24 protein-coding genes are annotated in these 26,213 nt (G+C 73.9%); 11 read left to right on the top strand and 13 right to left on the bottom strand.

The window, feature by feature from the left end; genetic code table 11:
- From ACSDG8_RS25240 to ACSDG8_RS25225, 4 genes are all read right to left on the bottom strand, one after another.
- Window positions 1-1,416, bottom strand: a complete 1,416-nt coding sequence (locus tag ACSDG8_RS25240) for a ferredoxin reductase family protein (RefSeq protein ID WP_439427282.1) — start codon at window positions 1,414-1,416, stop codon at window positions 1-3.
- Entirely contained in the window at window positions 1,413-2,786 is a 1,374-nt protein-coding gene (locus ACSDG8_RS25235) for a DUF1501 domain-containing protein (RefSeq protein ID WP_247679682.1), read from the bottom strand. Before ACSDG8_RS25235 ends, ACSDG8_RS25240 begins: the two co-directional genes overlap by 4 nt.
- Window positions 2,787-2,800: 14 nt before the next feature.
- On the bottom strand, window positions 2,801-4,870 hold the full coding sequence (locus tag ACSDG8_RS25230; RefSeq protein WP_210900030.1) for a DUF1800 family protein: 2,070 nt from the start codon (window positions 4,868-4,870) through the stop codon (window positions 2,801-2,803).
- Window positions 4,871-4,992: 122 nt separating this feature from the next.
- Window positions 4,993-5,364, bottom strand: a complete 372-nt coding sequence (locus ACSDG8_RS25225) for a hypothetical protein (RefSeq protein WP_439428082.1) — start codon at window positions 5,362-5,364, stop codon at window positions 4,993-4,995.
- Between ACSDG8_RS25225 and ACSDG8_RS25220 the strand changes: the two genes are divergently transcribed.
- Window positions 5,317-5,574, top strand: a complete 258-nt coding sequence (locus ACSDG8_RS25220) for a DUF3040 domain-containing protein (RefSeq protein WP_210900027.1) — start codon at window positions 5,317-5,319, stop codon at window positions 5,572-5,574. The genes ACSDG8_RS25225 and ACSDG8_RS25220 overlap by 48 nt on opposite strands.
- 111 nt (window positions 5,575-5,685) lie before the next feature.
- Here ACSDG8_RS25220 and ACSDG8_RS25215 read toward each other — a convergent pair whose 3' ends face one another.
- Together ACSDG8_RS25215 and ACSDG8_RS25210 are read right to left on the bottom strand one after the other, a co-directional pair.
- Window positions 5,686-6,729 (bottom strand): SWIM zinc finger family protein, encoded by a 1,044-nt coding sequence (locus ACSDG8_RS25215; RefSeq protein WP_439427281.1) that lies wholly within the window; start codon window positions 6,727-6,729, stop codon window positions 5,686-5,688.
- Window positions 6,726-10,214, bottom strand: a complete 3,489-nt coding sequence (locus tag ACSDG8_RS25210) for an SNF2-related protein (protein ID WP_439427280.1) — start codon at window positions 10,212-10,214, stop codon at window positions 6,726-6,728. The genes ACSDG8_RS25215 and ACSDG8_RS25210 overlap by 4 nt, the downstream gene beginning before the upstream one ends.
- A gap of 84 nt (window positions 10,215-10,298) precedes the next feature.
- On the opposite strand from ACSDG8_RS25210, the gene ACSDG8_RS25205 reads away from it, so the two are divergent.
- A complete protein-coding gene (locus tag ACSDG8_RS25205; RefSeq protein ID WP_210900018.1) occupies window positions 10,299-11,159 on the top strand; it encodes a carbohydrate kinase family protein in 861 nt (286 codons plus the stop codon).
- 4 nt (window positions 11,160-11,163) lie between these two features.
- Here the strand turns inward: ACSDG8_RS25205 and ACSDG8_RS25200 are convergent, their stop codons facing one another.
- Window positions 11,164-11,685 carry a DinB family protein gene (locus ACSDG8_RS25200; protein WP_210900014.1) on the bottom strand — a complete coding sequence of 174 codons (522 nt, stop codon included), beginning with the start codon at window positions 11,683-11,685 and terminating at the stop codon, window positions 11,164-11,166.
- A gap of 85 nt (window positions 11,686-11,770) precedes the next feature.
- On the opposite strand from ACSDG8_RS25200, the gene ACSDG8_RS25195 reads away from it, so the two are divergent.
- Window positions 11,771-11,977 carry a hypothetical protein gene (locus tag ACSDG8_RS25195; protein WP_210900011.1) on the top strand — a complete coding sequence of 69 codons (207 nt, stop codon included), beginning with the start codon at window positions 11,771-11,773 and terminating at the stop codon, window positions 11,975-11,977.
- Between the two features lie 10 nt (window positions 11,978-11,987).
- Here the strand turns inward: ACSDG8_RS25195 and ACSDG8_RS25190 are convergent, their stop codons facing one another.
- On the bottom strand, window positions 11,988-13,133 hold the full coding sequence (locus ACSDG8_RS25190) for a polysaccharide pyruvyl transferase family protein (protein WP_210900008.1): 1,146 nt from the start codon (window positions 13,131-13,133) through the stop codon (window positions 11,988-11,990).
- Between the two features lie 74 nt (window positions 13,134-13,207).
- Window positions 13,208-13,786, bottom strand: coding sequence for a TetR/AcrR family transcriptional regulator (locus ACSDG8_RS25185; protein WP_210900005.1), 579 nt, complete (start codon window positions 13,784-13,786; stop codon window positions 13,208-13,210).
- 91 nt (window positions 13,787-13,877) lie between these two features.
- Between ACSDG8_RS25185 and ACSDG8_RS25180 the strand changes: the two genes are divergently transcribed.
- Entirely contained in the window at window positions 13,878-14,453 is a 576-nt protein-coding gene (locus ACSDG8_RS25180; RefSeq protein ID WP_210900002.1) for a dihydrofolate reductase family protein, read from the top strand.
- A 41-nt stretch (window positions 14,454-14,494) separates the two neighbouring features.
- On the top strand, window positions 14,495-15,427 hold the full coding sequence (locus ACSDG8_RS25175) for a phosphotransferase (protein WP_210899999.1): 933 nt from the start codon (window positions 14,495-14,497) through the stop codon (window positions 15,425-15,427).
- Between the two features lie 116 nt (window positions 15,428-15,543).
- On the opposite strand, the gene ACSDG8_RS25170 is transcribed toward ACSDG8_RS25175, so the two are convergent.
- Window positions 15,544-16,758, bottom strand: a complete 1,215-nt coding sequence (locus tag ACSDG8_RS25170) for an ROK family transcriptional regulator (protein WP_210899996.1) — start codon at window positions 16,756-16,758, stop codon at window positions 15,544-15,546.
- 139 nt (window positions 16,759-16,897) lie between these two features.
- On the opposite strand from ACSDG8_RS25170, the gene ACSDG8_RS25165 reads away from it, so the two are divergent.
- Window positions 16,898-17,401: a SigE family RNA polymerase sigma factor gene (locus ACSDG8_RS25165; protein WP_210899993.1), complete on the top strand. Its 504-nt coding sequence runs from the start codon at window positions 16,898-16,900 to the stop codon at window positions 17,399-17,401.
- Window positions 17,398-18,738 carry a hypothetical protein gene (locus tag ACSDG8_RS25160; protein ID WP_210942797.1) on the top strand — a complete coding sequence of 447 codons (1,341 nt, stop codon included), beginning with the start codon at window positions 17,398-17,400 and terminating at the stop codon, window positions 18,736-18,738. Before ACSDG8_RS25165 ends, ACSDG8_RS25160 begins: the two co-directional genes overlap by 4 nt.
- A gap of 50 nt (window positions 18,739-18,788) precedes the next feature.
- Here the strand turns inward: ACSDG8_RS25160 and ACSDG8_RS25155 are convergent, their stop codons facing one another.
- Window positions 18,789-19,640, bottom strand: coding sequence for a universal stress protein (locus tag ACSDG8_RS25155; RefSeq protein ID WP_210900043.1), 852 nt, complete (start codon window positions 19,638-19,640; stop codon window positions 18,789-18,791).
- Between the two features lie 131 nt (window positions 19,641-19,771).
- Here ACSDG8_RS25155 and ACSDG8_RS25150 point away from each other — a divergent pair, with 131 nt between their 5' ends.
- Window positions 19,772-20,230 carry a MarR family winged helix-turn-helix transcriptional regulator gene (locus tag ACSDG8_RS25150; RefSeq protein WP_210899991.1) on the top strand — a complete coding sequence of 153 codons (459 nt, stop codon included), beginning with the start codon at window positions 19,772-19,774 and terminating at the stop codon, window positions 20,228-20,230.
- A gap of 74 nt (window positions 20,231-20,304) precedes the next feature.
- Window positions 20,305-21,732 carry an MFS transporter gene (locus tag ACSDG8_RS25145; RefSeq protein ID WP_210899988.1) on the top strand — a complete coding sequence of 476 codons (1,428 nt, stop codon included), beginning with the start codon at window positions 20,305-20,307 and terminating at the stop codon, window positions 21,730-21,732.
- Window position 21,733: 1 nt separating this feature from the next.
- Here ACSDG8_RS25145 and ACSDG8_RS25140 read toward each other — a convergent pair whose 3' ends face one another.
- Window positions 21,734-22,531: an alpha/beta fold hydrolase gene (locus ACSDG8_RS25140; RefSeq protein ID WP_210899985.1), complete on the bottom strand. Its 798-nt coding sequence runs from the start codon at window positions 22,529-22,531 to the stop codon at window positions 21,734-21,736.
- A 51-nt stretch (window positions 22,532-22,582) separates the two neighbouring features.
- Window positions 22,583-23,167 carry a helix-turn-helix domain-containing protein gene (locus ACSDG8_RS25135; protein ID WP_210899982.1) on the bottom strand — a complete coding sequence of 195 codons (585 nt, stop codon included), beginning with the start codon at window positions 23,165-23,167 and terminating at the stop codon, window positions 22,583-22,585.
- Between the two features lie 79 nt (window positions 23,168-23,246).
- Between ACSDG8_RS25135 and ACSDG8_RS25130 the strand changes: the two genes are divergently transcribed.
- Together ACSDG8_RS25130 and ACSDG8_RS25125 are read left to right on the top strand one after the other, a co-directional pair.
- The gene (locus tag ACSDG8_RS25130; RefSeq protein WP_210899978.1) at window positions 23,247-24,254 is read left to right on the top strand and encodes an NAD(P)/FAD-dependent oxidoreductase; all 1,008 of its coding nucleotides are present in this window, start codon (window positions 23,247-23,249) and stop codon (window positions 24,252-24,254) included.
- A 31-nt stretch (window positions 24,255-24,285) separates the two neighbouring features.
- A complete protein-coding gene (locus ACSDG8_RS25125; protein WP_210899976.1) occupies window positions 24,286-26,133 on the top strand; it encodes a glycoside hydrolase family 15 protein in 1,848 nt (615 codons plus the stop codon).
- The last annotated feature ends 80 nt before the right edge of the window (window positions 26,134-26,213 follow it).

The following is a 26,213-nucleotide window of genomic DNA, read 5'->3' as shown; positions in this document are numbered from 1 at the left end:
CTACAGCTCGAACGCGGTCAGGTGGATCTGGCGGCGGGGCACGCCGGCTGCCCGCAGCGCGGCGACTGCCTCGTCGACCAGGCCGCCCGGGCCGCACAGGTAGACGTCGCGCCGGGTCAGGTCGGGCACCAGGCGGCGCAGCCCTTCCGGGTTCATCACCTGGCGGGGGCCGGGGTCGTCGCGGCGGCCGACGACGTACCAGACGGAGGTCTGCCGGGCCTGCGCGAGCCAGTCCAGCTCCTGGTGCAACAGCACGTCGGCCGGGGTGCTCGCGCGGTAGATCAGCGCCGCGCCGGGCGGCAGCTCCTCCAGCATGGCCCGAAGCGGGGCGATGCCGCTGCCGCCGGCGATGAGCAGCGTGCGCTCCCGGGTGCGGTGGGCGGCGGTGAACGTGCCGGAGGGGCCCTGCGCCCAGACGCGGGTGCCGGGCGTCAGGTCGCGCAGCTCGGCGGTGTAGCCGCCGACGACCTTGACGGTGATCCGCAGCCACCTGTCGTTCGCGGCGGCGGAGACGGAGAACGGGTGCGACTGCCACCAGCAGCCGGGGTTGAGGAACCGCCAGCGGAAGAACTGCCCGCCGAGCAGGTCGATCTGGTTGAGCCGCTGCCCGGTCAGGTAGACCGAGACGGTGTCCGGGCTCTCCGCCACCACGTCGGCGACGCGCAGCCGGTGCCGCAGGTTGAACGCCAGCGGCGCGAGCACCCGGCCCCACACCAGCGCGGCCACCACCAGCACGTACCCGGCGATCCAGCCGGTACGCACCAGGCCCGGCTGGTGCAGCTGCGCGCCGTTGCTGAACTGGTGCGCGTAGCCCAGCAGCAGCGTCAGGTAGGCGGCCGCGTGCAGCAGGTGCCACAGCTCGTACGGCAGGCGGCGGCGCACGGCGCGTACCGCGGTGAGCGCGACGGTGACCAGGACGCCGGCCGCGGCGAACGCGGTGATCATGTCCTCGTAGTCGGTCAGCAGCACGCCGACCTCGGTGAGCACCGAGTTGCGTTCCTGCCGGGAGTAGCCGACCACCAGCAGCGACATGTGCGTGAGCACCGCCACCAGCAGCGTCGCGCCGAGATCCCGGTGCAGCCGGGAGATCCGCTCGCCGCCGAGCGCGCGTTCCAGCACGCCGAGCCGGCTCATCATCAGCACCTGGACCAGCAGCAGGTAGCCGGCGATCAGGCCGGTGACCCGGCCGCCCGCGGTGAGCAGGTCGGCGGTGTCGGCGAGCGACCCGGCCGGGGTGTCCAGCCACCACGGCAGGACCGCGGCGACCACACCCAGCCAGAACAGCGCGGCGAGCGCACGCCGGCCGCCGGGTCCGCGACGCGGACGAGCCGGGGGTACGGGAGCAGCCGGACGGCCGCCGTACGGGGCGGAGTGCCCGGTACGGCGGCCGGCGGCGCGAGTTTCCTGGTACGTCACGCGTAGATCTTGACCGGGGTGAACTTCTGCCGGGGGAAGACCTTGTCCACCTCGGCGTTGGTCAGACCGAAGCGGCCCTGCGCGACGGATCCGTAGACGTTGAACATGTTGTTGTACTCCGGCACGTCGCCGCTGTCCAACTTGTCCAGCCCGTTCCAGGTGCCGAGCAGGGAGCTGGCGAGCTTCCGGCCGGACAGCACGGTGACCACGCCGCCGTGGCCGTGGTCGGTGCCGCCGCTGTTCGAGGCGACCCGCCGGCCGAACTCGCTGGACACCATGATCGTCACGTCCGCCGCCTGGTCGCCCAGGTCGGTGAAGAACGCGGCCATGGCCTTGGCCAGCTCGTTGAGCCGCCGCCAGAGCTGGCCGCCCTCGCGGGTGCCCTGGTTCTCGTGGGTGTCGTAGCCACCCATGCCGACGGTGGCCACGCGCACGTTCGCGCCGCCCTTGATGAGCTGGGCGAGCTGCTTGAACGCGTTGCCGACGCCCTGGTACTGGACGCCCTCCGCGGCGGCGTACGGCTTCGCGGCGAGCTTCTGCGCGGTGGCCAGCGCGCCCATGCCCTCCTGCACCGCCTCCTCCACCGGGTGGTTGATGCCGGTGAACAGGCCGCGGATCGCCTTCTCGGTGGCCGCGCGGAACTTGTCGTCGCCGTTGAGCCGCAGGTCGCCGACGCTGTTGAGGGAGATCGCGCCGTTCACGCCGACCAGCGAGCGGGGCAGCGTGCTGCCGATGCCGACGCTGCGGAACGCGGTGCCCTTGCCGAGCGCGTCGACCAGGCTGTCCAGCCAGCCCCGGCCGCCGGTCTCACCGGGCAGGCCGCCCAGGTTGCAGGCGTCGGCGGCCTGGAAGTGGCTGCGGGACAGCCGCGGGTCGGACACGGCCGGCACGAAGCCGAGCTGACCGGCCTTGAGCCACTTGTCCAGCGGCGCGAACGCGCTGGTCAGCTTGAAGCCGCGGGCCAGCGCCAGCGAGTCCTCGGCGAGCAGCAGGTCCGGGCGGGCCTTGGCGAGCACCGGGTCGCTCGCCGGGGCGACCAGGCTCAGCCCGTCCAGCCCGCCGTAGAGGAAGACGTGGATCAGCGTGCCGGTCTTGGTCGCGGCGAACGATGCCGACGTGGTGACGAACTGGGCGGTGGCCAGCGCGGTCGCGGTGGCCGCGGCGCCCGCGACGAAGGTACGCCGGGTGACGCCCCGGCCGTCCTGCTGGGCCTCCTCGATCTCCTCCAGCCGGCGGTACCGGTCGGCCTCGGCCGCGTTCTCGGCCGCGACGATGTCCGCCTCCGCGCGCAGCAGCGCCTCGGCCGGGTTGTCGGCCAGCCGCCGCAGGTCGGGGCATTCGGGGTGCAGGGGGTACGGGTTCACGGTCATCTCCATCGAATGCCTCACCGGAGGTGGTGCTGGGGGGACGCGAGGATCGTCCGCGCGACCGCGGCGATGGCCCCGTTGAAGGTGGCGTCGACCTTGGCGCTCTCGGCGACCCCGGCCACGGCGAGCACGAGCTTCTTCTCCTTGGCGCTGAGCTTCTGGTGCACCAGCCGCTGGGCCAGCGCGTCCACGTACGCCCCGGCGGTGGTCGGCGGCTTCGCCACCAGCTTCTCCGGCTTGACGAAGGTGAACTGCTTGCGGTAGCCGGCGATCAGGTCACCCGCTTCGTTCCAGCCGTCGATCATCGTGCCGGCCGAGGTCCAGGCCAGGTAGACGTCCGCGTAGCCGTCGGGGGTGGGCTTGCCCATCGGGTACTGGCCGAGTTCCCGCATCTTGTCCTGGATCTGCCGCAGGCCCTGCGCGAACGGGGTCCGCCGCTGGTCGCCGGAGTAGCCGGGGGCCGCGTCCGGCGAGACGCCGAGCGCCCGGTACGTGGCGACCAGGTACTCCATCGGGCGGCGCACCTTCTGGCCGACCGCGGCCCAGAACTCCGAGGAGCTGAACAGCGTCGCCAGCACCGGGCGGATCTGCCCCTTGTTCGTGGTGTACGCCTTGGCGAGCCGGTCCACCACGGACTTCGGCGGGGTGTCGGAGACGAACCGGGTGGCGAGGTTCTGCGCCACGTACCGGGCGGTCGACGGGTGCATCGCGATGTAGCGGATGTACGAGTCGATGACCTTGTCGGCGGCCACCGGGTCGTCGGAGTTGTTGGCGTGGCTGAACCCGAGGATCTTCACCTTGCCGAGGTAGTGCCGCTCGGCGAAGAACTTGTACTTGCCGTCGGCGACGCCGCGTCCGGTCTGGAGCAGCGCGGCCTGGCGGACGTCCTTCTCCGTGTAGCCGCCGTCGACGCCGACGGAGTACAGCTCCAGGTTCTCCCGGGCCAGGTTCTCGTTGACCGCGTCCTTGCGCGAGTCGACCTGGTTCAGGTAGAGCAGCAGCGCCGGGTGCTTGTTCGCGGCGACGAGCATCTCCGGGTAGCTGCCGAGCGCGTGCTTGCGGATGACGTCGCGGTCGAACGCGTTGCGGTAGTTCTCCCCGCCGTCGAAGTCGGCCGCGACGTGCAGGAAGTCGTTCCAGAAGTCGACCATCACCTCGAACAGCTGCCGGTCCGACCAGATCTGCCGGGCGATGGTGGCGTCCACCGTCTCCCGGGCCGGGTCGACGCCCTTCTCGTTGAGCTGCTCGCGCTGGTCGCGAAGCTGGGTCGGGCTGAGCTTGAGCGACTGCAGGTCGGCCAGCTTCAGCTCCGCCTTCGTCGGGGCGATCTTCTCCGGTTCGAGCTGCTGGCGCAGCCAGTCGTCGATGCCGAGCCGCTTGATGTCGGCGAGCATCTTCGGGGTGGCGCCGAACGTGGTGCGGGTGGCGAGGTGCCGGATCGCGTCCTTGGCGAGCACCGTCTTCACAGTCACCTTGGTCGCCTCGGCGGCGGCGGCCGGGCTGCCGTAGAGGCGGCCGCCGGAGGGCGCGTTGCGCTTGAGCGCCTCGCCCGCCCGGGAGCCCATGTAGCTCTCGTTCTGCTCGGTGTAGGTCCGCACGGTGCTGGGCTGCTGGCCGCTCGGCCGGGCCGAGTTGCCGTCGGTGGTCACCGTGCCGGTGGCGTCACCGGCCGGGGCGTCACCGGTGAACAGTCCGCGTACCTGCGGGGACAGCGCGAAGGCGGCGCCACCGGCGACCACCGCGGCGCCACCGAGGGTGGCCAGCGCCCGGCGGCGGCCCCGGTTCGGGGGCTCATCGCGGTCGTCGTCCAGGGTGGGCAGTCCCGGGCCGGGCGGCGGGCCGTACCCACCGGCGGGCTGGGCGTAGCCGCCCTGCTGGGGGAAGCCGCCCTGCGGGGGGTAGCCGCCGCCCGCGGCCGGGGCGAAGCCGTCCGGTCCGACCCACTGCGGGCCCGACGTGGGGGCGGGGTGCCCGCCGGCGTACGGCGCGGCGTGCGGGTCGCGGTACCCGTCCGGATGGGGGTGCTGGTATCCGTCCCAGCCGCGGTCGTCCCGGGGGCGACGCGGTGGCACGTTCAGGTCGGCCATGTACCTATCCCGTTTTCTTCGAGCGCCGGCACGCCTGCCACCCGGGGGGTCGGGTGGCGCAGGGGCGGCGACGGTTGCCGGAGAAGTTGCCTACGGGAAAGTAGCCATGCGTTCCCGGCCGCTCAAGGCGCGCCGGAAGGGCCCGCGAGCGCACTTAAGACAGTGCTCATGCCCGCCGCCGGAGCCGGTCGGCGCGGCGGGTGATCCGGCGGCGTCCAGAGCAGGGCCGACCCGGGCGCACACCGCCCGAACGCGAGGTTTCGCACCCCGGCGACGCCGCCGCGGGCGTTCACCGCCTCACCGAAACTTAAGGTACGGATAAGCCTGCGCTGAGAACCTCGTACCGCCTGTCCGATCCGGCGAAACAGCAGCAGCGGCGGCGCGTGACCGGCCTCCGAACCGGGTATGCCGCCGAACCGCTGAAGCCGTGAGGGGAAGGCACCGCCATGCTCAGCCAAGAGGATCAGCGCAGGTTCGAACAGATCACCCGCCATCTACGGGAGAGCGACCCTCGATTCTTCGCCCGGTTGGACAGCCGGATGAAGGGCCGCCGGGGTCGGTACATGATGCTGCTGACGATCGTGCTGTGGGCCTCGCTGCCGGCGATGACAGTACTGGTCGGACGGCTGGCCGGGGCGATCTGCGCCGTCGTGCTGGTCGCCAACGCCGCCGTGATGTGGCGTTTCCGCCGCCGCCTGCTGTAGGCGTAAGGAAGGGCCCCTTCTTAACGCATTCGGTAGAGGAAGGGCCCCTTGTTAACACTCGCCTTCGGCGCGACCGAAGTCCCTGGGGGACGCGGCTCCGCCGCTGCTGAACTACCTCGGGGACGCGGCTCCGCCGCTGCCGAACTCCCGGTACGCCCGGCGCAGGCGCTCGGCCAGTCCCGGCCCGCCGATCCCGGCCCCGGGTGACCCGAGCTGACGCAACAGCAGCTCCGGGCCGGTGGCGAGCGTGGGCGGCCGGTCCGGCAGCGCCACCGGCGCCAGCCAGAACCGGTCCAGCTCGACGTCCGGCTCGATCGCCGGCAGCCCGGCCAGGGCCCGCGCCGCGCCGACCACCGGCACACAGGTCGCCGCCGCCGAGTCCGGCCCGGCGCCCGGGACCGATTCCGCGTCCGCGTCGCCGGGTCCACCGCCGTCCGTCGCCGACCCGCCGGTCCCGCCCGCGAAATCGGCCCGGTCCACGCCACCGGTCCGATCCGCACCGCCAATCCCATCCACGCTGCCGGCCCGGGCCGTACCGCCGGTCCCGGCCGAGCCGCCGGGGTGGGCGCCGCGCAGCGTACGCAGCCGGTCGAGCAATTCGGCGCGGGATCGGCCGCGCCAGTGCAGCAGATGGAACGGGTCGGCGTCGAACGCCTCGGCGAGCAGGTAGAACGTTGCAGCCAGGTGTTTGCACGGCACCGCGAAGTCGGGACAGCCGCAGCTCTGGTCCAGCTCGCCGATCTCGGCCGGGAACAGCGGCGCGCCCGCCTCGGCGAACAGCTCCTCCAACTCTGCCGGCAGGTCACCGGCGAGCAGCCGGGCGCTGAAGAACGCCTGCCCGGCCAGCTCCGACTCCAGCCGCCGCCACACCTTCTCCGGGTACGCGGCCAGCCCGATCCGCACCGGGTAGGGGCGCGGCCGGGACCCCTGCACCTCGGCGGTGACCTTCCCGGGTGACACGTCGAGCCGGAGCACCTGCCCCCGGCGCGCGTACGCCCGGCCGCGGGTGAGCCGGGAGCCGAGCGCGAACGACTCCAGCACCTCCACGAAGCGCCGGGACCACCAGGACTGCCCGATCGCACCTCTGGTGCTGCGTGCCCGCAGGCCGCCCTCGACCCGCAGCGGCGGACCGTAGTCGTCAAAGCCGGGGCTCACTCGACCACCGCCCCGGACTCCAGCGTGAACAGGTCCCGCAGCGTGTCGGTGGACAGCTCGGTGATCCACTGTTCGCCGCTGCCCACCACGGACCGGGCGAGGCTGCGCTTGTCGGCGATCATCGCGGCCACCTTCTCCTCGACGGTGCCGGCGCAGACGAACTTGCGTACCTGCACGCGGCGGCGCTGTCCGATGCGGAACGCCCGGTCGGTGGCCTGGTCCTCGACGGCCGGGTTCCACCACCGGTCCACGTGCACCACATGGTTGGCGGCGGTCAGCGTGAGACCGGTGCCGCCGGCCTTGAGCGACAGGACGAACAGCGGCGGCCCCTGCGGCGTCTGGAACCGGGTCACCATGGCGTCCCGGTCGGCCTTGCCGACGCCGCCGTGCAACAGCAGCACCTCCCGGCCGGTACGCGCCGACAGGTGCCCGCGCAGCATGCCGCCGAATTCGGCGTACTGGGTGAACAGCAGCGCCTTCTCCCCCGCAGCGAGCACCTCGTCGACGATCTCGTCGAGGCGCTCCAGCTTGCCGGACCGGCCGTCCAGCGCGGAGCCGTCGTGCAGCAGCTGGGCGGGGTGGTTGCAGACCTGCTTGAGCCGGGTCATGGTGGCCAGCACCAGTCCGCGCCGTTCGATCCCGTCGCTGGACTCGATCTTCGCCATCATGTCGTCCACCACTGCGCGGTAGAGAGCGGCCTGCTCGGCGGTGAGGTTGCAGACCACCTCCATCTCCAGCTTCTCCGGCAGGTCCGTGATGATCGTCGGGTCGGTCTTGAGGCGGCGCAGCACGAACGGGCCGGTGATCCGGCGCAGCCGCTCGGCCACCTCGGCGTCGCCGTGCCGCTCGATCGGTTCGGCGAAGCGCTTGCGGAACGTCGCGGCCGGGCCGAGCAGCCCCGGATTCGCGAACTGCATGATGGACCAGAGGTCGGCGAGCCGGTTCTCCACCGGCGTACCGGTGACCGCGACCCGGTGCCGCGCGGGCAGTGACCGGACCGCCTCGGCCTGCCGGGTGGCGGCGTTCTTGATCGCCTGCGCCTCGTCCACCACCACCCGGTGCCAGTCGACACCGGCGAGCTCGAACGCGTCCCGGGCCGCCACCGAGTACGTGGTGAGCACCAGGTCCGCCTCTCCGACCGCGGTGGCGAAGCCCTCGCCCCGGGCGCGCTCGGCGCCGTGGTGCACGTGCACCCGCAGCCCGGGCGCGAACTTCGCCGCTTCCCGCTGCCAGTTGCCGACGAGCGACATCGGGCAGACCAGCAGCGTGGGCCCGACCTCCGGCGGGTCACCGGCGAGCAGCGCGAGCAGCTGCACGGTCTTGCCCAGGCCCATGTCGTCGGCGAGGATGCCGCCGAGCCCGAGCGACTGGAGGAACGCCAGCCACGCCAGTCCACGCCGCTGGTACGGCCGCAGCGTTCCGCTGAACCCCGGCGGCGGGTCGGCGGGAATGAGCCGCCGTTCCGCCTCACCGGCGAGCAGTTCGCCCAGCGCGCCGTCGGCGACCACGTCCAGCACCGGCAGCTCACCGGCCCGGTCGTCACCGGACAGTCCCATCCGCAGCAGGTCCGCCACGGTCAGCTCGCCGGAGGAGCGCAGCAGCTTCAGCCCGGCCTCCAGCCGCTGCGGGTCCAGCTCGACCCACCGGCCGCGCAGCCGGGCCAGTGGGGACTTCAGGTCGGCGAGCGTCGCCAGTTCCTCGGCGGTCAGCGGCTGGTCGCCGAGCGCCAGCTCCCAGCGGTAGTCGACGAGCGCGTCCAGTCCCAGCTTGCCGTCGGTGGTGGCGACCGCGCCGGGCGCGCTGCGGCTGCGCGCCCGCAGCCGCGCGCCGAGCCGGGACGAGGAGCGCCGCCACCAGGACGGCAGCAGCACCCCGAAGCCGGCCGCGTGCAGCACCGGCGCGCCCTCGCGCAGGAATCGGTGCGCGCCCTCGGCGTCCAGCTCCATCCCCTCCGGCGCGGCGGTACGCAGAGCGGCGTCCACCTCGGGCCACAGCCGGCTGGCCCGGCCCAGCTCGGCCAGCAGCGTCTCCTGCGGCTCGACGCCCCGGGCGGCCAGCGCGGGCGCGGGCCGCTGCCAGATGTGCGCGGCGTCCACCACGAGCCCCGGCTCGTCGGCCGGGTGCAGACCGAACTCGACCCGCCAGGCCGCGTCCTCGACCAGCTCGGCGACCGGGTCGACGTCCGGCTCGACGAGGCGGAACGTGGCCCGTACCGCGCCGCCCGCGGCGTCGCGCTGCCAGGCGTCCAGTTCGTCGCGGAGCGTCTTCAGGGCGGCGGGCTCGGCCGGGAACGCGCGCTCCGGGCCGGTCAGCGCGGCCAGCCAGCGCGGCACCGCGCCGACCGGGCGCATTCCGCGGTGCAGCCGGGTGTCGGCCAGGGCCACCCGGGCGGCGGCGTCCACGAGCGCGTCCAGCGCCTCGGCGACCAGCTCACCGGCCCCGATGTCGCCGGCCCGCCCGGCCCACGCGTCGCCCGCCTGTCCGCTCGCCCCGCCGCGATCACCGCTGTCCCGGACGGCCCCGCTCGGCGAGCGCCCGCCCGACAAGGGCCCGTCGGCGCTCGCCCGCGCGTCCGCCGAGGCCGGGACGACGACCCCGCCCGGGTCCTCGCCCGCACCGACCGGCGCCGCCGGTGCGCCCCAAAGCTCGGGCCGCCATTCCCGGGCGGCACGGGCCGCCGGTGGCAGCGCCATCACCAGGTCGCGCGCCCACGCCGCATCGGTGCCGGTGAGCAGCGGCCGCCAGAGCGCCCACGCCGTCACCACGTCGTCCGCCCCGACGGCCCGCAACCGCCGCCCGGGCCCCGCGACCGAGCCAGCCCGCGCCGGCCGCGCGGATCCCGCGACCGGATCCGGCACACCCGAGCCAACCGCGCCCGAGGCCGCACGCAATCGCCGCGCGGACTCCGCGACCGGCCCCGCCACGTCCGAGCCAGCCACGCCCGGGGCCGCCGGCAACCGCCGCGCCGAGTTTCCCCGGCCAACCGCGGCCGACCCACCGCGAGTGCCGGGCGCGCCACCACCGGGGTACGCGTCGAGCACGCCCGGCAGCAGTCGGCCGCGTCCGACCAGGTCGGCGGCGAAGTCGTCCAGCTCGCACAGGTGACGCAGGCTCGCCCCGACCGGGCCCGGCATCGGTGCGCGCAGCAGCTCGTACGCGGCGTCCGGGGCGTACCCCAGGGCCGGGACCCGCCATCCGGCGCGGGTGACCGGGCCGCGGACCGGTTCCCCGACGGTGGCCCGGACCAGCTCGGGTGAGTCCAGCGGCGAGCCGGCCCGGGTCGGCAGGTCCAGCAGGACGGAGATCGGCTCGCCCGGCATGCCGTCGAGCGCGTCGGTGAGCGTGGCGTGGTCGGCGGCGAAGGGGTGCGGGCGCTCGCGCGGGACGCGGCCGGGGCGGCGGGGCGCGCGGGCCGGGCGCGTGCCGTCCTCGGCCCACAGGGCGAGCCCGGCGCCGGGCAGCCACAGCCCGTGGATGACCAGCACTGCTCCCCCTCGACGACGCCCGGGGCCGGAAGACGGCGCCCGGGGAGCCAGGATAGGCCGCGGGGCGCGGATATCGTCGGCGCCATGGTCGACCTTCTCGTGATCGGCGGGCTCGGCGTGGACGTCCGCGTCCAGGTGCCCGCCCTGCCGCCGCCCGTCGCGGACTCGCTGCTGGTGCCGCCGATCGACGTGCGGATCGGCAACACCGGTTCCGGGGTGGCGCTGGCCGCGCACGCGCTCGGCCTGCGGGTGGCGCTCGTCGACGTGCTGGGCGCCGACCCGGCCCGTGACGTGGTGCGGACGGCGCTGGCGCGTACCTCGATCCGGACCACGCTCGCCGACGCGCCGGCCGGCACCCGCCGCTCGGTGAACCTGGTCGATCCGGCCGGTCGGCGGATGTCGCTGCACGACCCGCGCCCGTGGTCGGGGCCGGCGCCGTTCGCCGACGCGGAGCTGGCCGCGCTCGTGGCCGAGGCGACCCACATCCACCTGTCGATCATGGACTGGGCCCGGGACTCGCTGGCGGTGCTGCGCGCCGCCACGTCGGTCTCCACCGACCTGCACGACTGGGACGGCGAGAACGACTACCACCGCCCGTTCGCCCGGATCGCGGACCTGGTCTTCGTCAGCGACACGCGGCTCGGCGAGCGGGCCGGGTCGGAGGCGGCCGGGCTGGCGCCGCGCACGGTGCTGGTCACCGGCGGTGCGGCCGGCGCGACGCTGCACACCCCGGAGGCCCCGCCCACGCACGTGCCCGCCGCCACCCCGCCGGGACCGGTGGTGGACACCAACGGCGCCGGGGACGCGTTCGCCGCCGGGGTGATCGCCGCCCGGCTGCGCGGCGCGGACGTACTCGACGCGGCCCGGTACGCCGCCCGGGTCGCCGCCGCGGCCTGCACGCACGACGGGATGGAGTACCCGGACGGGCTGCTCCCCCGGGCCTGAGGCGTCAGATCGCGCCGGTCTCGCCGTCGGTCAGCTCCCGCAGGATGTCGGCGTGCCCGGCGTGCCGGGCGGTCTCCTCGATCAGGTGCACCAGCACCCAGCGCAGCGACACCTCGCCGAGCTGCGGGTGCGGGACCACGTGGTCGAGGTCGAACCGTGCGGCCACCTCGCGGGACCGGTCACAGGCGGCCTCGTACGCGGCGGCCAGCGAGGCGACCGTGTCGCCGGGGGACAACGCGAAACTGGCGTCGGCGTCGGCGTGGGAGGTGACGTAGACGTCGCCCGGCTCGGGGGCGAACAGGCAGCGGAACCAGTTCCCCTCGACCACCGTCAGGTGCCGGAGCAGCCCGGCCAGGGTGGTGAGCGAGGGCACCAGACGCCGGGCGGCGTCGGCGTCGCTCAGGCCGCGCACCTTGCGCAGCACGGTGCCGCGGTGGAAGTCGAGGAACGCGTCGAGGATCGCCCGTTCGCCGCCCGTACGGGCGAGGACCGGACCGAGAGTCGGATCGATCGTCGGGTGCGCCATCCCCGGACCCTAGTACGCACGGTGCCCGTTTCGCTGCCCCGCGTGATCCCCTGCGCGGGCGGGCCCGCCGGGGCAGGATGGGCGCATGGCTTCCACGGTGCAGATCCCCCTGGTGGGCGGCGCGGCCGACGGCGAGACCGTCACCGTCGAGCTGGACAGCAACGGCCGGCCCCCGCTGACCCACCACCACCTCGGGTCGATGGGACTCGCGGAGGCACAGATCTACGAGCTGGAGTCGGACGACCAGCCGGGCCGGGAGTGGGTCTACGCCTGGCGCGGCCCGGCGGTCTGACGGACCCGGCTCACACCGCCGGGGTCAGCGACCGGGCCCGGATGCTGTCCAGCACGCTGCGGGTCACCTGCGAGGTGCCCCGCGCCTGCTCGCAGACCTCCGCCACCCGGCGCGCGGTCTCGTCGGCCCGCGCCGCCCGCTCGTCCCACAACCGGTCCACCTCGGCCAGCAGCGGTCCTTCGACCTCCCGTTCCACGCCGCGCAACGCCGGCACGCCGAGCCGCTGGGCCAGGTCGAAGACCTTTCCGGCGTACGGCAGCGGCAGGAACGGCGTGCCCATCATGGCCGCGAAGATCAGGAAGTGCAGCCGCATGCCGACCGCGAGGTCGAAGTGGCGCATCAGGCCGAGGATCTGCGCCGGGCGGTAGTCGCCGTGCAGGATCCGGCCCCGGTCGGCGGCGGTCATGTGCGACAGCACGCCGTGGGAGTGCCGGATGTCGTCGCGTTCCATCGGCACGAACAGCACGTGCGCGTCGATCCGGTGCACCAGGAAGTCACCGATCTGGGCGAGCAGACGGTGGTAGCCGTCCACGTCGAGCCGTTCGGCCGCCCGGCCCGGCTCGCGCACGCTCAGCCCGACCAGCCGGGAGTTGGACGGCACGCCCTCCTCGCGCAGCCACTGCTCGGGGAACTCCTCCGGTTTCAGCAGGAACGCCGGATCGGCGGTGACGGTGATGGGATTGACGAGGCCCGCCTCCTCCAGCACCATCCGCGACTCCTGGTCGCGGACGGTCACCTCGACGGCCTGCGCCAGCGTCTCGCGCACCATGCCGCTGTCGAGCGTGTCGCTGAGCGGGCCGACCCCGACCGCGTACGTGAGCAGCGGCAGCCCGCGTTCCTGCGCGACCCGGACCACCCGCAGGTAGCGCCGGGCCTCCTTGTCGTAGAGGATCCCGCCGCCGCCGAGGATGAGCAGGTCGAGCTGGTTGAGCACCGGGGACGAGTCGACGCGGCTGACGCCCTCCCACGGCACCGCCTCGACCTCGGGGTGGGCCAGCGCGGTGTGCGCCGGGTTGCGGGAGAAGACGATGATCCGGGCGTTCGGCTCGTGTCGGCGCAGGTCGTCCAGGAGACCCGTGAGGATCGCCTCGTCGCCGAGGTTACGGCCGCCGTACGACCCGAGCACGCCGATGGTCAGTCCGGTGCGATCCCTCATCCGTTGCTCCTTCCCAGGGGCGTCCGGGCCAGCGTTCCCGCTGGCCGCCCCGGCTTAACGCACGGCGAGGAGACTCAACCGGTGGCGTCGCCGACCAGACGGGAGACGAGGTCGGAGACCACCTGATCGGTGTCGAACCCGGCGTCGATCGAGGTGGTGAGCAGGTCGAGCAGGAGCCCGTCGACGGCGTAGTGCAGCAGCGCCACCTCGTACGCCCCGCCCGGCAGACCGGCGGCGAGGTGGTGGGCGACGTCGTCGGCGTACCCCTGGCGCAGCACGCCGCCGAGCGCGGACCGCAACTCCGGGCGGCGGGCGGCCTCCAGCCGCAGTTCGATCAGCGCCCGGGTGAGGCCCGGCTCGCGGGTGGTGCGCGCGACGATGTCGCGCAGGTAGTCGGTCATCAGCGCGAGCGACGGCTCGCGGCGGCCGAGGTCGGCCAGCACGGCCGGGTCGGGCGCGATCCGGTCGAAGATGCGTTCGGCCAGGCCGGCGAGCAGCGCGGCGCGGGACGGGAAGTAGTTCGAGGTGGTGCCGGTGGGCACGCCCGCCTCGGCGTCGACCGCCCGGTGGGTCAGCCCGCGCGCGCCCGCGTCGGCGAGCACCCGCAGACCGGCGTCGGCGAGCAGGGTACGGCGTTCCGGGTTCCTGGCCACGCGAACACACTAGCAATAACCACGACAGGTGTTGTAGATTCGCACCGAACCACGACAGCCGTCGTGGATCACCTCGGACATCGGAGCCGGTTTGCGCAAGCTCGTCTACTTCGTCGCCAGCACCCTCGACGGCTTCATCGCCGCGCCCGACGGGTCGTTCGACTTCCTCCCGCTGACACCCGACCTGGCGCCCTACCTGGTCGCCGAGTGGCCCCAGACGCTGCCCACGTTCGCCCACGCCCAGCTCGGCATCGACTCCCCACCCAGCGGCCGCTTCGACACCGTGCTGATGGGCCGCGGCAGCTACGAGCCCGGCCTGAAGATCGGCGTGACAAGCCCGTACGCCCACCTGAAGCAGTACGTCTTCAGCCGCTCTCTCCCCGCGGCCGACTACCCGGACGTCGACGTCGTCGCCGGCGACCCGGCGGCCTTCGTCAGCGAGCTGAAGACGCGGCCCGGGCGCGACATCTGGCTCTGCGGCGGCGGACAGCTCGCCGGTCAGCTCCTCGACGAGATCGACGAGCTGGTGGTCAAGCTCAACCCGGTGATCGTCGGCAGCGGCATCAAGCTCGTCGACACCGGCTTCGATCCGCGGCGGCTCACGCTCACCTCGGCGCGCGAGTTCGACGCCGGCGTGGTCGTCCTGCGCTACACGCGCCACGGTTAACCCGGTTGCCCCGGACGCCGGGCGGCACGCACCGTGGGACCGTGACGAAGACCCGGCTGCACTGGCACGAGTTGCCCGCACACGTACGCGACGGAGTCGAGGCCGTCCTCGGCGACCGGGTGGTGGCGGCGCGCTCGCAGCCGGGCGGCTTCTCCCCCGGCACCGCCGACCGGGTCCGTACCGCCGGTGGTGGCCGGGCCTTCGTCAAGGCGGTCAGCCCGGCGCAGAACGACCGCAGCCCCGTCCTGCACCGCGCCGAGGCCCGGATCGCCGCCACCCTGCCCCCGGACGCGCCCGCGCCCCGGCTGCTGGGCAACTACGACGACGGCGACTGGATCGCGCTCGTCTTCGCCGACGTCGAGGGGCGGCACCCGGCCACCCCGTGGCGTACCGGTGAGCTGGCCGCCGTGCTGTCCACGCTGGAGGCGATGGCGGCGGCGCTCACCCCGGCGCCCGCCGCCGCCCGAACCACCACCGCCGCCGAACACCTCGCGCACGACTTCGGCGGCTGGCGGCGCATCGCCGCCGACCCGCCGGCCGACCTCGACCCGTGGGCCCGGTCCCATCTGCCCGAACTGTGCGCCACCGCCGAGCGCGGCCTGGCCGCGCTCGCCGGTGACACGCTCTGCCACGTCGACGTCCGCGCCGACAACCTGCTGCTCGGCCCGGACGGGTCGGTCACCGTGGTCGACTGGCCGTGGGCCTGTCGCGGGCCGGCCTGGCTGGACACCCTGTTCACCGTCGTCAACGTGCAGGTGTACGGCGGGCACGACCCCGACGCGCTGCTGGCCACCCGGCGACTGACCGCCGGCGTCGACCCGGCCGACCTGACCGGCGTGCTGGCCGGGCTCACCGGCTTCTTCCTCGACGGCGCTCGCCAGCCCCCACCCCCCGGCATCCCCACGGTACGAGCGTTCCAGCGCCTACAGGGCGAGTCCCTGCTCCCTTGGCTGACCCACCGCCTCGCGGCTTGACCCGCCCCCGCCCACGGTCCCGGCGATCTTGCAGTTGCGGCCCTCGGGGTGCCCTATTGGCGCACTTTGTCAGGGCCGAAACTGCAAGATCAACGAGCGCATGGGGGCGGCGAGGGCTATCCGCGGGTGAGGGTGCCCAAGGGGTCGGCGAACAGGGGTGAGAAGCCCCGCTCGGCGGCGCCGATCAAGGTGGCGTCGTAGCCGAGCGCGCACACGCGCAGCCGGGCCTTGTCGCGGGAGATGGGCAGCACGTTGGCGGCGATCCGGCTGCGGACGTGGGCGGCGCAGACCGGGAAGACCTCGCTCAGCGTGCCTCCGAAGATCACTACGCCGGGGTTGAACAGGTTGATCACGTTCGCCACGCCGATGCCCAGCCAGTCACCGATGTGCCGCAGCGCGTCCTGGGCGGCCGGCTCTCCCCGCACGGCGGCGGCGACCACCGCCCGTACCGCCTCGCGCCCCTTCTCCCCCGCCGGGCGGCCGGCGGCGTCGAGCAGCGCCCGCTCACCGAGCTCGGCCTCCAGGCACCCGCGCGAGCCGCAGCCGCAGGGCCGCCCCTGGTACGGGTTCACGAGCATGTGCCCGACCTCGGAGGCGTACCCGCCGTCGCCGTCGAGCAGCTCTCCGCCGACGATGATCCCGCCGCCGACGCCCACGTCACCGTGCAGGTAGACGACGTTCTGGACGCCGACTCCGGCGCCCCGCTGATGTTCGGCCAGCGCGCCCAGGTGCGCCTCGTTGCCGACTAGGACGGGCAGGCCCAGGTCGAGCCGCCGGGCCAGTTCGGCGCCGAACGCCTGGTCCACCCAGCCCATGTCCGGTCCGAAGCGGACCATGCCGTCGCCGGGCCGGATCATCCCGCAGTACGACGCGCCCACGCCGACGCACACCGATCCGGGTGGCGCGGCGTGGTGCAGGGCCCGCCCGAAGTCGGCGAGCACCGAGACCACCGAGTCGAGGTCGGCCCCGGCCCGTGGCCGTTCCGCCTCCAGGCGGGCGGACACCACGCCGCCGAGCCCTACGCGGGCGGCCACGAGCCGGTCCACGGCGATGTCGAAGGCGAGGACGTAGACGGTGTCCGAGGCCGGGCGGACCACAAGCGAGGGTCGGCCCGCCCGTCCGCTGCCGCCCGCCGCCACCTCCCGGACCAGGCCGGCCGACGCCAGTTCCGCGGTGAGCGCCATGACCGTGCTGCGGTTGACGCCCATCCACTCGGCCAGTTCGACGCGGGTGACCGGGCCGGTCAGGTGGACGCGCCGGAGCAACGCGCCGAGGTTGGCTCTGCGGCCGTCCCCCTGCGCATGCCGATCCGCGACCAGGCCCTTCCGCATCGACCACTCCGTCAGACGGCGACTGGCTTGTGACCCGAGAATAGTTGCCGCACATCGACGGGTGCCAGCACCCGCCTCCGGGACGGCCGTCTCAACCATCGAGGGCCCGACCGGCGTTCATTGCGGTGAGGGGGTGGGCATGTCGGAGTCGTTCCGCGAGTTCGTGGTGCAGCGGTCACCCGCGTTGTCGCGGACCGCGTACCTGCTGACCGGCGATCACCAGCTCGCCGAGGACCTGTTGCAGAGCGCGCTAGCCCGCACCTACCGCCACTGGCGGCGGATCCGCGACGGGGACCCGGAGGCGTACGTGCGCCGGGTCATGTACCACCAGCAGGTCTCCTGGTGGCGGCGTCGACGGGTGGCCGAGCGGCTGGACCCGGCGCCGGCCGAGCGCGGCGGCGGCGACCACACCGACGCGACGGCGCTGCGGCTGAGCGTGGTGGCGGCGCTGCGGCGGCTCACCGCGCGGCAGCGGGCCGTGGTGGTGCTGCGGTACTACGAGGACCTGACCGAGGCGCAGGTGGCCGAGGTGCTGGGCTGCTCGGTGGGCACCGTGAAGCGGCACGGGCACGACGCCGTACGGCGGCTGCGCGAGCTGGCCCCCGAACTGCTGGAGCGGACTCCGGAGAGGAGCGAGCGATGAGCGTACGGCTGCGGGAGGCGTTGCGGGAGGCGGCGGCCGAGGTGCCCGCGTACCCGGTGCACGACCGGGCGGTGCGGACCGCGCGGCGCACGCGGTGGCGGACCGCCGCGGTGGTCACGGCGGTGCTGGCACTGGTGGCGGCCGTGCCGCTGACGGTACGCGGGGAGGGGCGGACCGCGCCGGCGGCATCGGGCGGTGCGGCGCTGCCGGACCGGCTCGGGTTGCCGCCGTTCGGCGCGTTGCGGGCGACGGACCGGCCCGCGCTCGGCCCGGCGTCGGTGGTGTTCAGCGGGCAGGCGCGAGGGCTGACCGGCCTGTTCGACGAGAACGGCACTGTCGGCATCGTCGGGGCGGACGCGGACCGGTACCGGACGTGGACGGTGGGCTTCGAGGCGCCGGCCGGGCAGGGGGTGCTGCTCTCCCCGGACGGGCGGTTCCTCGCGGTGCCCGACGGGTCGGCCACCAGCCCCGGGGTGGAGGTGATCGACCTGGCCGGCGGCACGGTCCGGCGGTTGCCCAGTCCGCGGCCGGGAAGCGTGGGAACGGGGCCGGCCGGGTGGGCGCCGGACGGGTCCGCGCTGGTGGTCGTGGACACGACTCCGGCGAACCCGGAGCGCAGCTCGTACGTCAACACGCTCAGCCTGGTGCGGCTGGACACCGGCCGGGCGGTCCGCCTGCTGGAGACCACGCAGCTGCCGGTGTTCGGCTCGCCGGTGGCGTTCGCCGCCGACGGGTCGCGGCTGGCCTACCAGGTCGGCACGAAGGTGCTGGTGAGCAGCCCGGACGGGCGGCAGCTCTCCTCGTTCGCGTTGCCGCCCGACACCGCGCTCGCAGGCAAAGGGGCCTGGCTGCCCGACGGCTCGCTGGCCCTGGTCGCCCACGAGGCGGCGGGCGACAGGTGGCGGCTGCGCCGGGTGGACACCGACGGGCGGGAGCTGTCGGCCCCCGCGCTGGCCGCCGTCGAGGGCGTGACGGCGATCCGGCTGCTGGGGTGGCAGCCGGACGGGACCGCGTGGGTGGTCGCGTACCGGCCCGAGCCGAACGCGCCGAGCTGGTACGCCGACGGGCTGGCGATGGACCAGCGGACCGCGTACGCCAACGTTCGCTCGATCCGGGTTCTGAGCCTGACACCGGGTGCCGCTACCCCGGTCACGCTGCTCACCGCGCCGGATCAGGTGCTCGCCGTGGACGTGGCGGACTCGGTGGTGCGCGCCGGCCGGGTCCGCGAGGCCGATCCCCCGTCCGGCCCCGGTGGCCGGGCGTGGTGGGGGGCGGGCCTGGTGGCGCTGACGCTCGGCGGCCTGGCGGCGTACCGGCGGCTGCGCCGCGGGCGCTAGTGACGAAGCGGGTGCCTCCCCGGCCGGGGAGGCACCCCTGCGCCGCCGGGTTACTCCGCTTCGCGGACCGGGCTCTGCGGCACCACCATCACCGGCCGGTGGGCGCGGTGCAGGGTGGCCATGGCGACGCTGCCGAGCAGGATCTTGCGCATCGCCGTCCGTCCGCGCGAGCCGACCACCACCGTGCTCGCCTTGTGCTCGGTGGCGACGGCGGCGAGCGCCTCGGCCACCGCACGCCCCTGGGCGCCGCGCCCGGCGCTCACCCGCACGACCGTGACCGATCCGCCGGCCGTGTCCGGCGTGGGCGTCTCCCCCTCGTCGCCGTCGACGGCGACCAGGACGACGTCCCGCTCGGGGAAGAGGCGCCGGGTGGAGTCGAGCGCCGCCTCGGCGCCCGCGGAGGCGTCCCAGCCGACCACTACCGGTCCGGCGGCGAGCGCGTCGTGCTCGTCGCTGAGCAGCGGGTGCGGCACCACCAGGACGGGCCGCGGGCTGTAGTGCACGGCCATGTCCGACACGCTGCCGAGCACGGCCCGGGCGCCACCGAGCCCGCGCGAGCCGAGCAGCAGCACGTCGGTCTGCTTCTCGTCGGCCAGTTCGGCGAGCCGGAGCCCTTCCCCGCCGTAGCTGCGGCACACGAGCGGCTCGGCGTCCCAGCCGGCCGCGCGGGCCAGCATCACGCCGACGGAGGTGAGCCGGTCGGCCTCCCGGCCGCCCTCGCGCTCGATCGCCTCGACGAACGCGTTGATGTTGCGCTTGCCGGTCCAGAGGCGCTTACGCAGCTCCTCGCTGGCGAACGGCGGCGTCCACAGATGCCCGATCCACGCGTGGGCGCCGGGGAACAGCAGCGCGCCCGCCTCGATGGCGGCGCTCGCAGCCGGAGACCCGTCGTAACCCACCATCACTTGCCTGCTGTGCACGTCGCTCACCGCACCAAACCTCTCTTGCCGACGTCATCCCACAAGATCGTATCCGCGGCCGGAGCGCGTCCGCGTCGGATCATCCGCCACCGGCCCGTCGGTACGCTGGGCGGATGAGCTCCCCGGACCTGTCGTACCTGCTCGACCACACCAGTCATGTGCTGCGCACCCGGGTGGCGGCAGCCCTGGCCGAGATCGGGCTGACCGCGCGGATGCACTGCGTGCTGGCGCACGCGCTGCCCGAGGAGCGTACGCAGATCCAGCTCGCCGAGATGGGCGACATGGACAAGACCACCATGGTCGTGACAGTGGACGCGCTGGAGCGGGCGGGCTTGGCGGTGCGGCGTCCGTCGCGTACCGACCGGCGGGCCCGGATCATCGCGGTCACCGAGGAGGGCGCCCGGGTCGCGGCGCGCAGCCAGGAGATCGTCGACCGGGTGCACGCCGAGGCGCTGGCGAGCCTGCCGGACGACGAGCGGAAGGTCTTCCTGCGCGCGCTGGAGCGCCTGACCGCCGGCCACCTGGCCACTCCGGTGCCGAGCCCGAAACCGGCGCGCCGCGCCCGCCAGTAGCTCCCAAAGAGATTGTCTGTAACGGAACTATCCGTTACGGTCCATCCTGTCGCACCTCTCGACAGGAGGACTTCATGTCCGCTCCCCGCTCGCGTCAGCTCGCGCTCGGCGTGCTCGCCACCAGCGCCCTGATGACAATCCTCGACGGCAGCATCGTCACCGTGGCGATGCCGGCCATCCAGCGCGACCTGCACTTCTCCCCAGCCGGCCTGAGCTGGGTGGTGAACGCGTACCTGATCGCGTTCGGCAGTCTGCTCCTGCTCTCCGGCCGCCTGGGCGACCTGGTCGGACGCCGGGCGATGTTCCTCGGCGGCACCGCGCTGTTCACCGCCGCGTCGGTGCTGGCCGGGTTGGCGGCGAACAGCGCCACGCTGGTCGCGGCCCGCTTCCTCCAGGGCGTCGGCAGCGCGGCGGCGGTCGCGGTGAGCCTCGGCATCCTGGTCACGCTCTTTCCCGGCACCGCCGAGCGGGGCCGGGCGATCGCCGTGTTCGCCTTCACCGGCGCCGCCGGGGCGGCCATCGGCCAGGTCGCCGGCGGCCTGCTCACCGACGCGCTGGGCTGGCACTCGATCTTCCTGATCAACCTGCCGATCGGCCTGGCCACTATCGCGCTCGCGGTCCGCACGCTGCCCGCCGACCGGGGCCTCGGCCTGGCCGCAGGGGCCGACGTGACGGGCGCGCTGCTGGTCACCGCGGGACTGGTGCTCGCCATCTACACGGTGGTCACGATCGAGCGGTACGGGGCGACGTCGGCGCGCACGCTCGGCCTCGGCGCGCTCGCCGTCGCGCTGGTCGCCGGGTTCGTCGTCCGGCAGGCGACCGCACGCCGCCCGCTCATGCCGCTGCGGATCCTGCGCTCGCGCGGCGTGGCGGTGGCGAACGCGGTCCAGATCCTCACCGTGGCCGCGACGTTCGCGTTCCAGGTGCTCGTCACGCTCTACCTCCAGCAGGTGCTCGGCTACGACGCGACACGTACCGGGCTGGCCCTGCTGCCGGCCGCCGTCACCATCGGCGCGGTGTCGCTGGGCGTCTCCGCCCGGCTCAACGCCCGGTTCGGCGAGCGGGCGGTGCTGCTGGCCGGGCTCGTCCTGCTGGTGGCCATGTTCGTGCTGCTGGCCCGCCTACCGGTGGACGGCCGTTACCTGCCCGACGTGCTCCCGGTGATGCTGCTCGCCGGCGGGTTCGGGCTGGTGCTGCCGGCGCTGACCGCGCTCGGCATGTCCGCCACCGGCGCCGGGGACGCCGGTCTCGCCTCCGGGCTGTTCAACACCACCCAGCAGCTCGGCATGGCGTTCGGCGTGGCGGTGCTGTCCACGCTGGCCGCCGCCCGCACCGCGGACCGGCTCGCGCTCGGCGACGACCACGCCACCGCGCTGACCGGCGGGTTCCACCTGGCGTTCGCGATCGGCGCCGGGCTGCTCGTGGTCGCCGTCGGGCTCGCGTACGCGCTGCTGCGCCCGCGCACGACGGCGGGCGCGGACGCTCCGGCGCTGGTGGGTTGAGTCAGCCGGGGGCGCGTGCCGGGTGGGTGAGGAACGGCAGCACCGCCGCCGGCAGCGCGGGCGAGGTCAGCACGTCGTAGTGGGTCAGGCCGGGCAGCACGGCCAGCCGGGACGCGGGACGGTCGGTTCCGTCGCCGCCCGCGTCCCGGTGGCCGCCGCCGAGCAGGCCGAAGAACTCCGCCGCGTGGCGCACCGGGATCTCGTCCGCGTCGGCGAACACCAGCAGCACCGGCATCGGCAGCGCGGCCACCTCGGCGGACCAGTCGTAGTCCCGTCGCAGCAGCTCGCCGCCGCGGGCCCAGAGCCTGGGCCAGTCCTGCGGGCGGGGCGCCACCCGCGCGTACCGCTCGTGCAGCGGGGTGCCGCGCATCCGTCGCGCGACGCGCTCGTCGTGGGCGGACATCGCGGCGAGCGTGCGCGGGTACCAGCCGTGCCGCCGGAACGGCGTGGAGACCAGCACCAGGCGGCGGACCAGGTCGGGGTGCTGGATCGCGGTACGCAGGGCCACCCCGCCGCCGAGGGAGAAGCCGAGCACGTCGGCCCGGAGCAGGCCGAGGTGCCGCAGCAGCGCGGCGACGTCGTCGGCCATCGACTCGTACCGCAGCGGCCGGTCCACGTCGGCGGTGCGGCCGTGGCCCTGCAGGTCGACGGCGATCAGCCGCCGGCGTGTGGCCAGCGCGGGGCGGACCGGCGCGAACGTCTCCGTCGAGCCGTACTCGCCGTGCAGCAGGACCAGCGGCTTGCCGTTCCCGTGCTCCTCGTACCAGATCCGCAGCCCGCCGACCTCCGCATAGCTCACCCGCCGATCGTCGCGCCGCCCGCGCCGCCGTGGGCGCGTTTGCGGTCGCCCTCAGCTCGACGCGCGAGGGCGGGCGCGCAGGTGGGCGCGTTCGCCCTGACTGCCGAAGAGGCTGAGGAACTCCACCCCCTCGCTGTCGGCGCGGCCGAACCAGTGCGGTACGCGGGTGTCGAACTCGGCCGCCTCACCGGGGACCATCACCAGGTCGTGCTCGCCGAGCACGAGCCGCAGCCGCCCGTTGAGCACGTACACCCACTCGTACCCCTCGTGGGTCTTCGGCTCGGGCTCGGACCGGCCGCCGGCCGGGATGATCAGCTTGTACGCCTGGATGCCGCCGGCCCGCCGGGTGAGCGGCAGCATGGTCATCCCGTGCGCGGCGACCGGCCGCAGGTGGATGCGCGGGTCGCCGGTGGGCGGGGCGCCGACCAGCTCGTCCAGCGTCACGCCGTGCGCGCGGGCGAGCGGGAGCAGCAGCTCCAGCGTGGGCTTGCGGCCGCCGGACTCCAGCCGGGACAGCGTGCTCACCGAGATGCCGGTGGCGGCGGAGAGGTCGGCGAGCGTGGTCTCCCGCTCACGCCGTAGCGCCCGCAGCCGGGGACCGACAGCGTCGAGGGCCTGGTCGAGCTCGTCATCCATGCCACCAGTTTGCCATAGCGGCAACAGGGTTTGCAGTTCTGCCATCCTCCGTCGCAGTCTGGTCGCGGAGGTGGTCACGATGACCGAGCTACGTGAGGACTACGAGGTACTGGTGATCGGCGGTGGCGCGGCCGGGCTGAACGGCGCGCTGATGCTGGCCCGGGCGCGCCGGTCGGTGCTCGTGGTGGACGGCGGCGAACCGCGCAACGCCCCCGCCGACGGCGTGCACGCGCTGTTGGGCCACGACGGCGTGCCGCCGGCCGAGCTGCTGGCGCGCGGCCGGGACGAGGTACGCGGCTACGGCGGGCACCTGACCGAGGGCCGGGTCGAGGCGGTGAGCCGCGACGGCGACGGCTTCGAGGTGACGCTCGCCGACGGCCGGCGGGTACGCGCCGGGCAGCTGCTGGTGGCCACCGGCCTGGTCGACGAACTGCCCGAGGTGCCCGGCCTGCGCGAGCGCTGGGGCCGCGACCTGGTGCACTGCCCGTACTGCCACGGCTGGGAGGTGCGGGACCGGCCGATCGGGGTGATCGGCAGCGGCCCGATGTCGGTGCACCAGACGCTGCTGTTCCGGCAGTGGAGCAACGACGTGGTCTACCTGCGGCACACCGCGCCGCCGCTGACCGACGAGCAGGCCGAGCAGCTCGCCGCCCGTGGCGTGCCGGTGGTCGAGGGCGAGGTCGCGGCCGTCGAGGTGGCCGGGGACCGGGTGACCGGGGTACGCCTGCGCGACGGCCGCACCGTCGACCGCGAGGTGCTCACAGTCGCGCCCCGGATGGTCGCGCGGGCCGGATTCCTGGCGGCGCTGGGGCTGAACCCGCAGCCGCACCCCAGCGGGATGGGCGAGTACGTGCCGGCCGACGAGTCGGGGCGTACCGAGGTTCCCGGGGTGTGGGTGGCGGGCAACGTGACCGACCTGTCGGCGCAGGTCGGGGCCGCCGCGGCGGCGGGCGCCCGGACCGCGGCGATGATCAACGCGGACCTGGTGCAGACGGAGACCCGCCGGGCGGTCGAGGCGCGGCGGGCCGCGCGGGAGAGTGGGCGACCACGAATCCCCCCTAACCTGACAATTCTTCCCTTAGGTTGAGCCGGAGAGGGCAGCCGAACCGGGAGGCGACGTGAAGAGCTATCCGGCGATCGAGGACCACGGGCTCATCGGCGACCTGCAGACCGCGGCGCTGGTGACCTGTGACGGGACGATCGACTGGTTCTGCGCGCCGCGCTTCGACTCGCCCAGTGTCTTCTGCGCGTTGCTGGACAAGGACAAGGGCGGCTTCTTCCAGATCGCCCCGCACGACGTCCGGTACGTCACGAAGCAGCTCTACCTGCCCGGCACGCCGATCCTGATCACCCGGTTCATCAGCGCGGACGGCGTCGCCGAGGTGATGGACTTCATGCCCGTCACCGGCGAGCGGGTCACCGACTCGCACCGCATCGTGCGCATGGTCAACATGGTGCGGGGCACGATGCGTTTCCGGGTGGAGTGCCGGCCACGCTTCGACTTCGCCCGGGAGCGCCACGAGCTGGAGCGGCACCGCAACGGCTACCTGTTCCGGAGCCGGTCGGCGACGCTCACCTTCAACCCGATCGATCCGGTGCGGCAGCTCTGGGCCAAGACCGGCGAGATCCGCATGGAGGACGGCGACCTGATCGCCTACGGCACGTTGCAGGAGGGCGACACCGGCGGGGTGGTCCTGGAGACCAGCAGCGAGGAGCCCCGGATCATCCCGCCGGAAGAGGTCCAGGGCATGTTCGAGTGGACCCGGGACTACTGGCGGCGCTGGGTCGAGCGCTCCCGTTACACCGGGCGCTGGCGGGAGATGGTCGAGCGCTCGGCCATCACGCTCAAGCTCATGACGTACGCACCGACCGGCGCGATGATCGCCGCGCCGACCGCCGCGCTGCCCGAGCTGGTCGGCGGCTCCCGCAACTGGGACTACCGCTACACCTGGGTACGCGACACCTCGTTCTCCGTGCACGCGCTGCTCGGCCTCGGGTTCACCGAGGAGGTCAGCCGGTACATGGACTGGCTGGACGAGCGCATCCGCGAGGCCGGCGACCACCAGGACCCGCTGAAGATCATGTACCGGGTGGACGGGTCCTCGGACCTGCACGAGGAGGTGCTCGACCATCTGGAGGGCTACCGCGGCTCCCGTCCGGTGCGGATCGGCAACGGCGCCGCCGACCAGCTCCAGCTCGACATCCACGGCGAGGCGCTCTACGCCATGCACCTCGCCGACGAGCAGGGCATCCGGGTGTCGCACCAGGTGTGGAAGAGCACCGTACGGTTGATCGACTGGCTCTGCCACAACTGGGACAAGCGCGACGCCGGGATCTGGGAGAGCCGGCACCATCCCCGCAACTACACGTTCGGCCGGGTGATGTCCTGGGTGGCGCTGGACCGGGCCATCCGGCTGGCCACCCGCACCGGCCGGCCCGGGGACATGAGCTGCTGGACCGAGCAGCGCAACCGGATCTACAACCAGGTCATGGCCCGCGGTTTCCACCGGGAACGCGGCAGCTTCGTGCAGGCGTACGACGAGAACGTGCTCGACGCCGCCCTCCTCTACATGCCGGCGGTCGGCTTCGTCACGCCCAGCGACCCGCTGTGGTTGTCCACCCTGGAGTCGATCGAGCGGGACCTAGTCTCGGACAGCCTGGTCCACCGGTACGACCCGGTCCACTCCCCCGACGGGCTCCCCGGCCACGAGGGCACGTTCAACATGTGCACGTTCTGGTACGTCGAGGCGCTGGCCCGCTCCGGCCGGCTGGACGACGCCCGGCTCACCCTGGAGAAGATGTTCACCTTCAGCAACCACCTCGGCCTCTACGCCGAGGAGATCGCCTCCACCGGTGAGCAGATCGGCAACTATCCGCAGGCGTTCAGCCACCTCGCCCTGATCAACTCGGCGCTGGCGGTGAACGACCTGCTCGACGCCGAGGCCGACGCCCGCCGCCGCCGGTAACTCCGGTGATCTCCGGCCCGGTCCCGGGTACCGTTGATCGCATGAGGTTCTTCGCCGCTGTCATGAAGCCCTGGTCCCTC

Source organism: Micromonospora sp. LA-10, from assembly GCF_051853095.1.
GTDB classification, from domain to species: domain Bacteria; phylum Actinomycetota; class Actinomycetes; order Mycobacteriales; family Micromonosporaceae; genus Micromonospora; species Micromonospora echinospora_A.
Note: the sequence above shows the minus strand (reverse complement) of the source record. Positions and strands in the feature narration are given on the sequence as shown.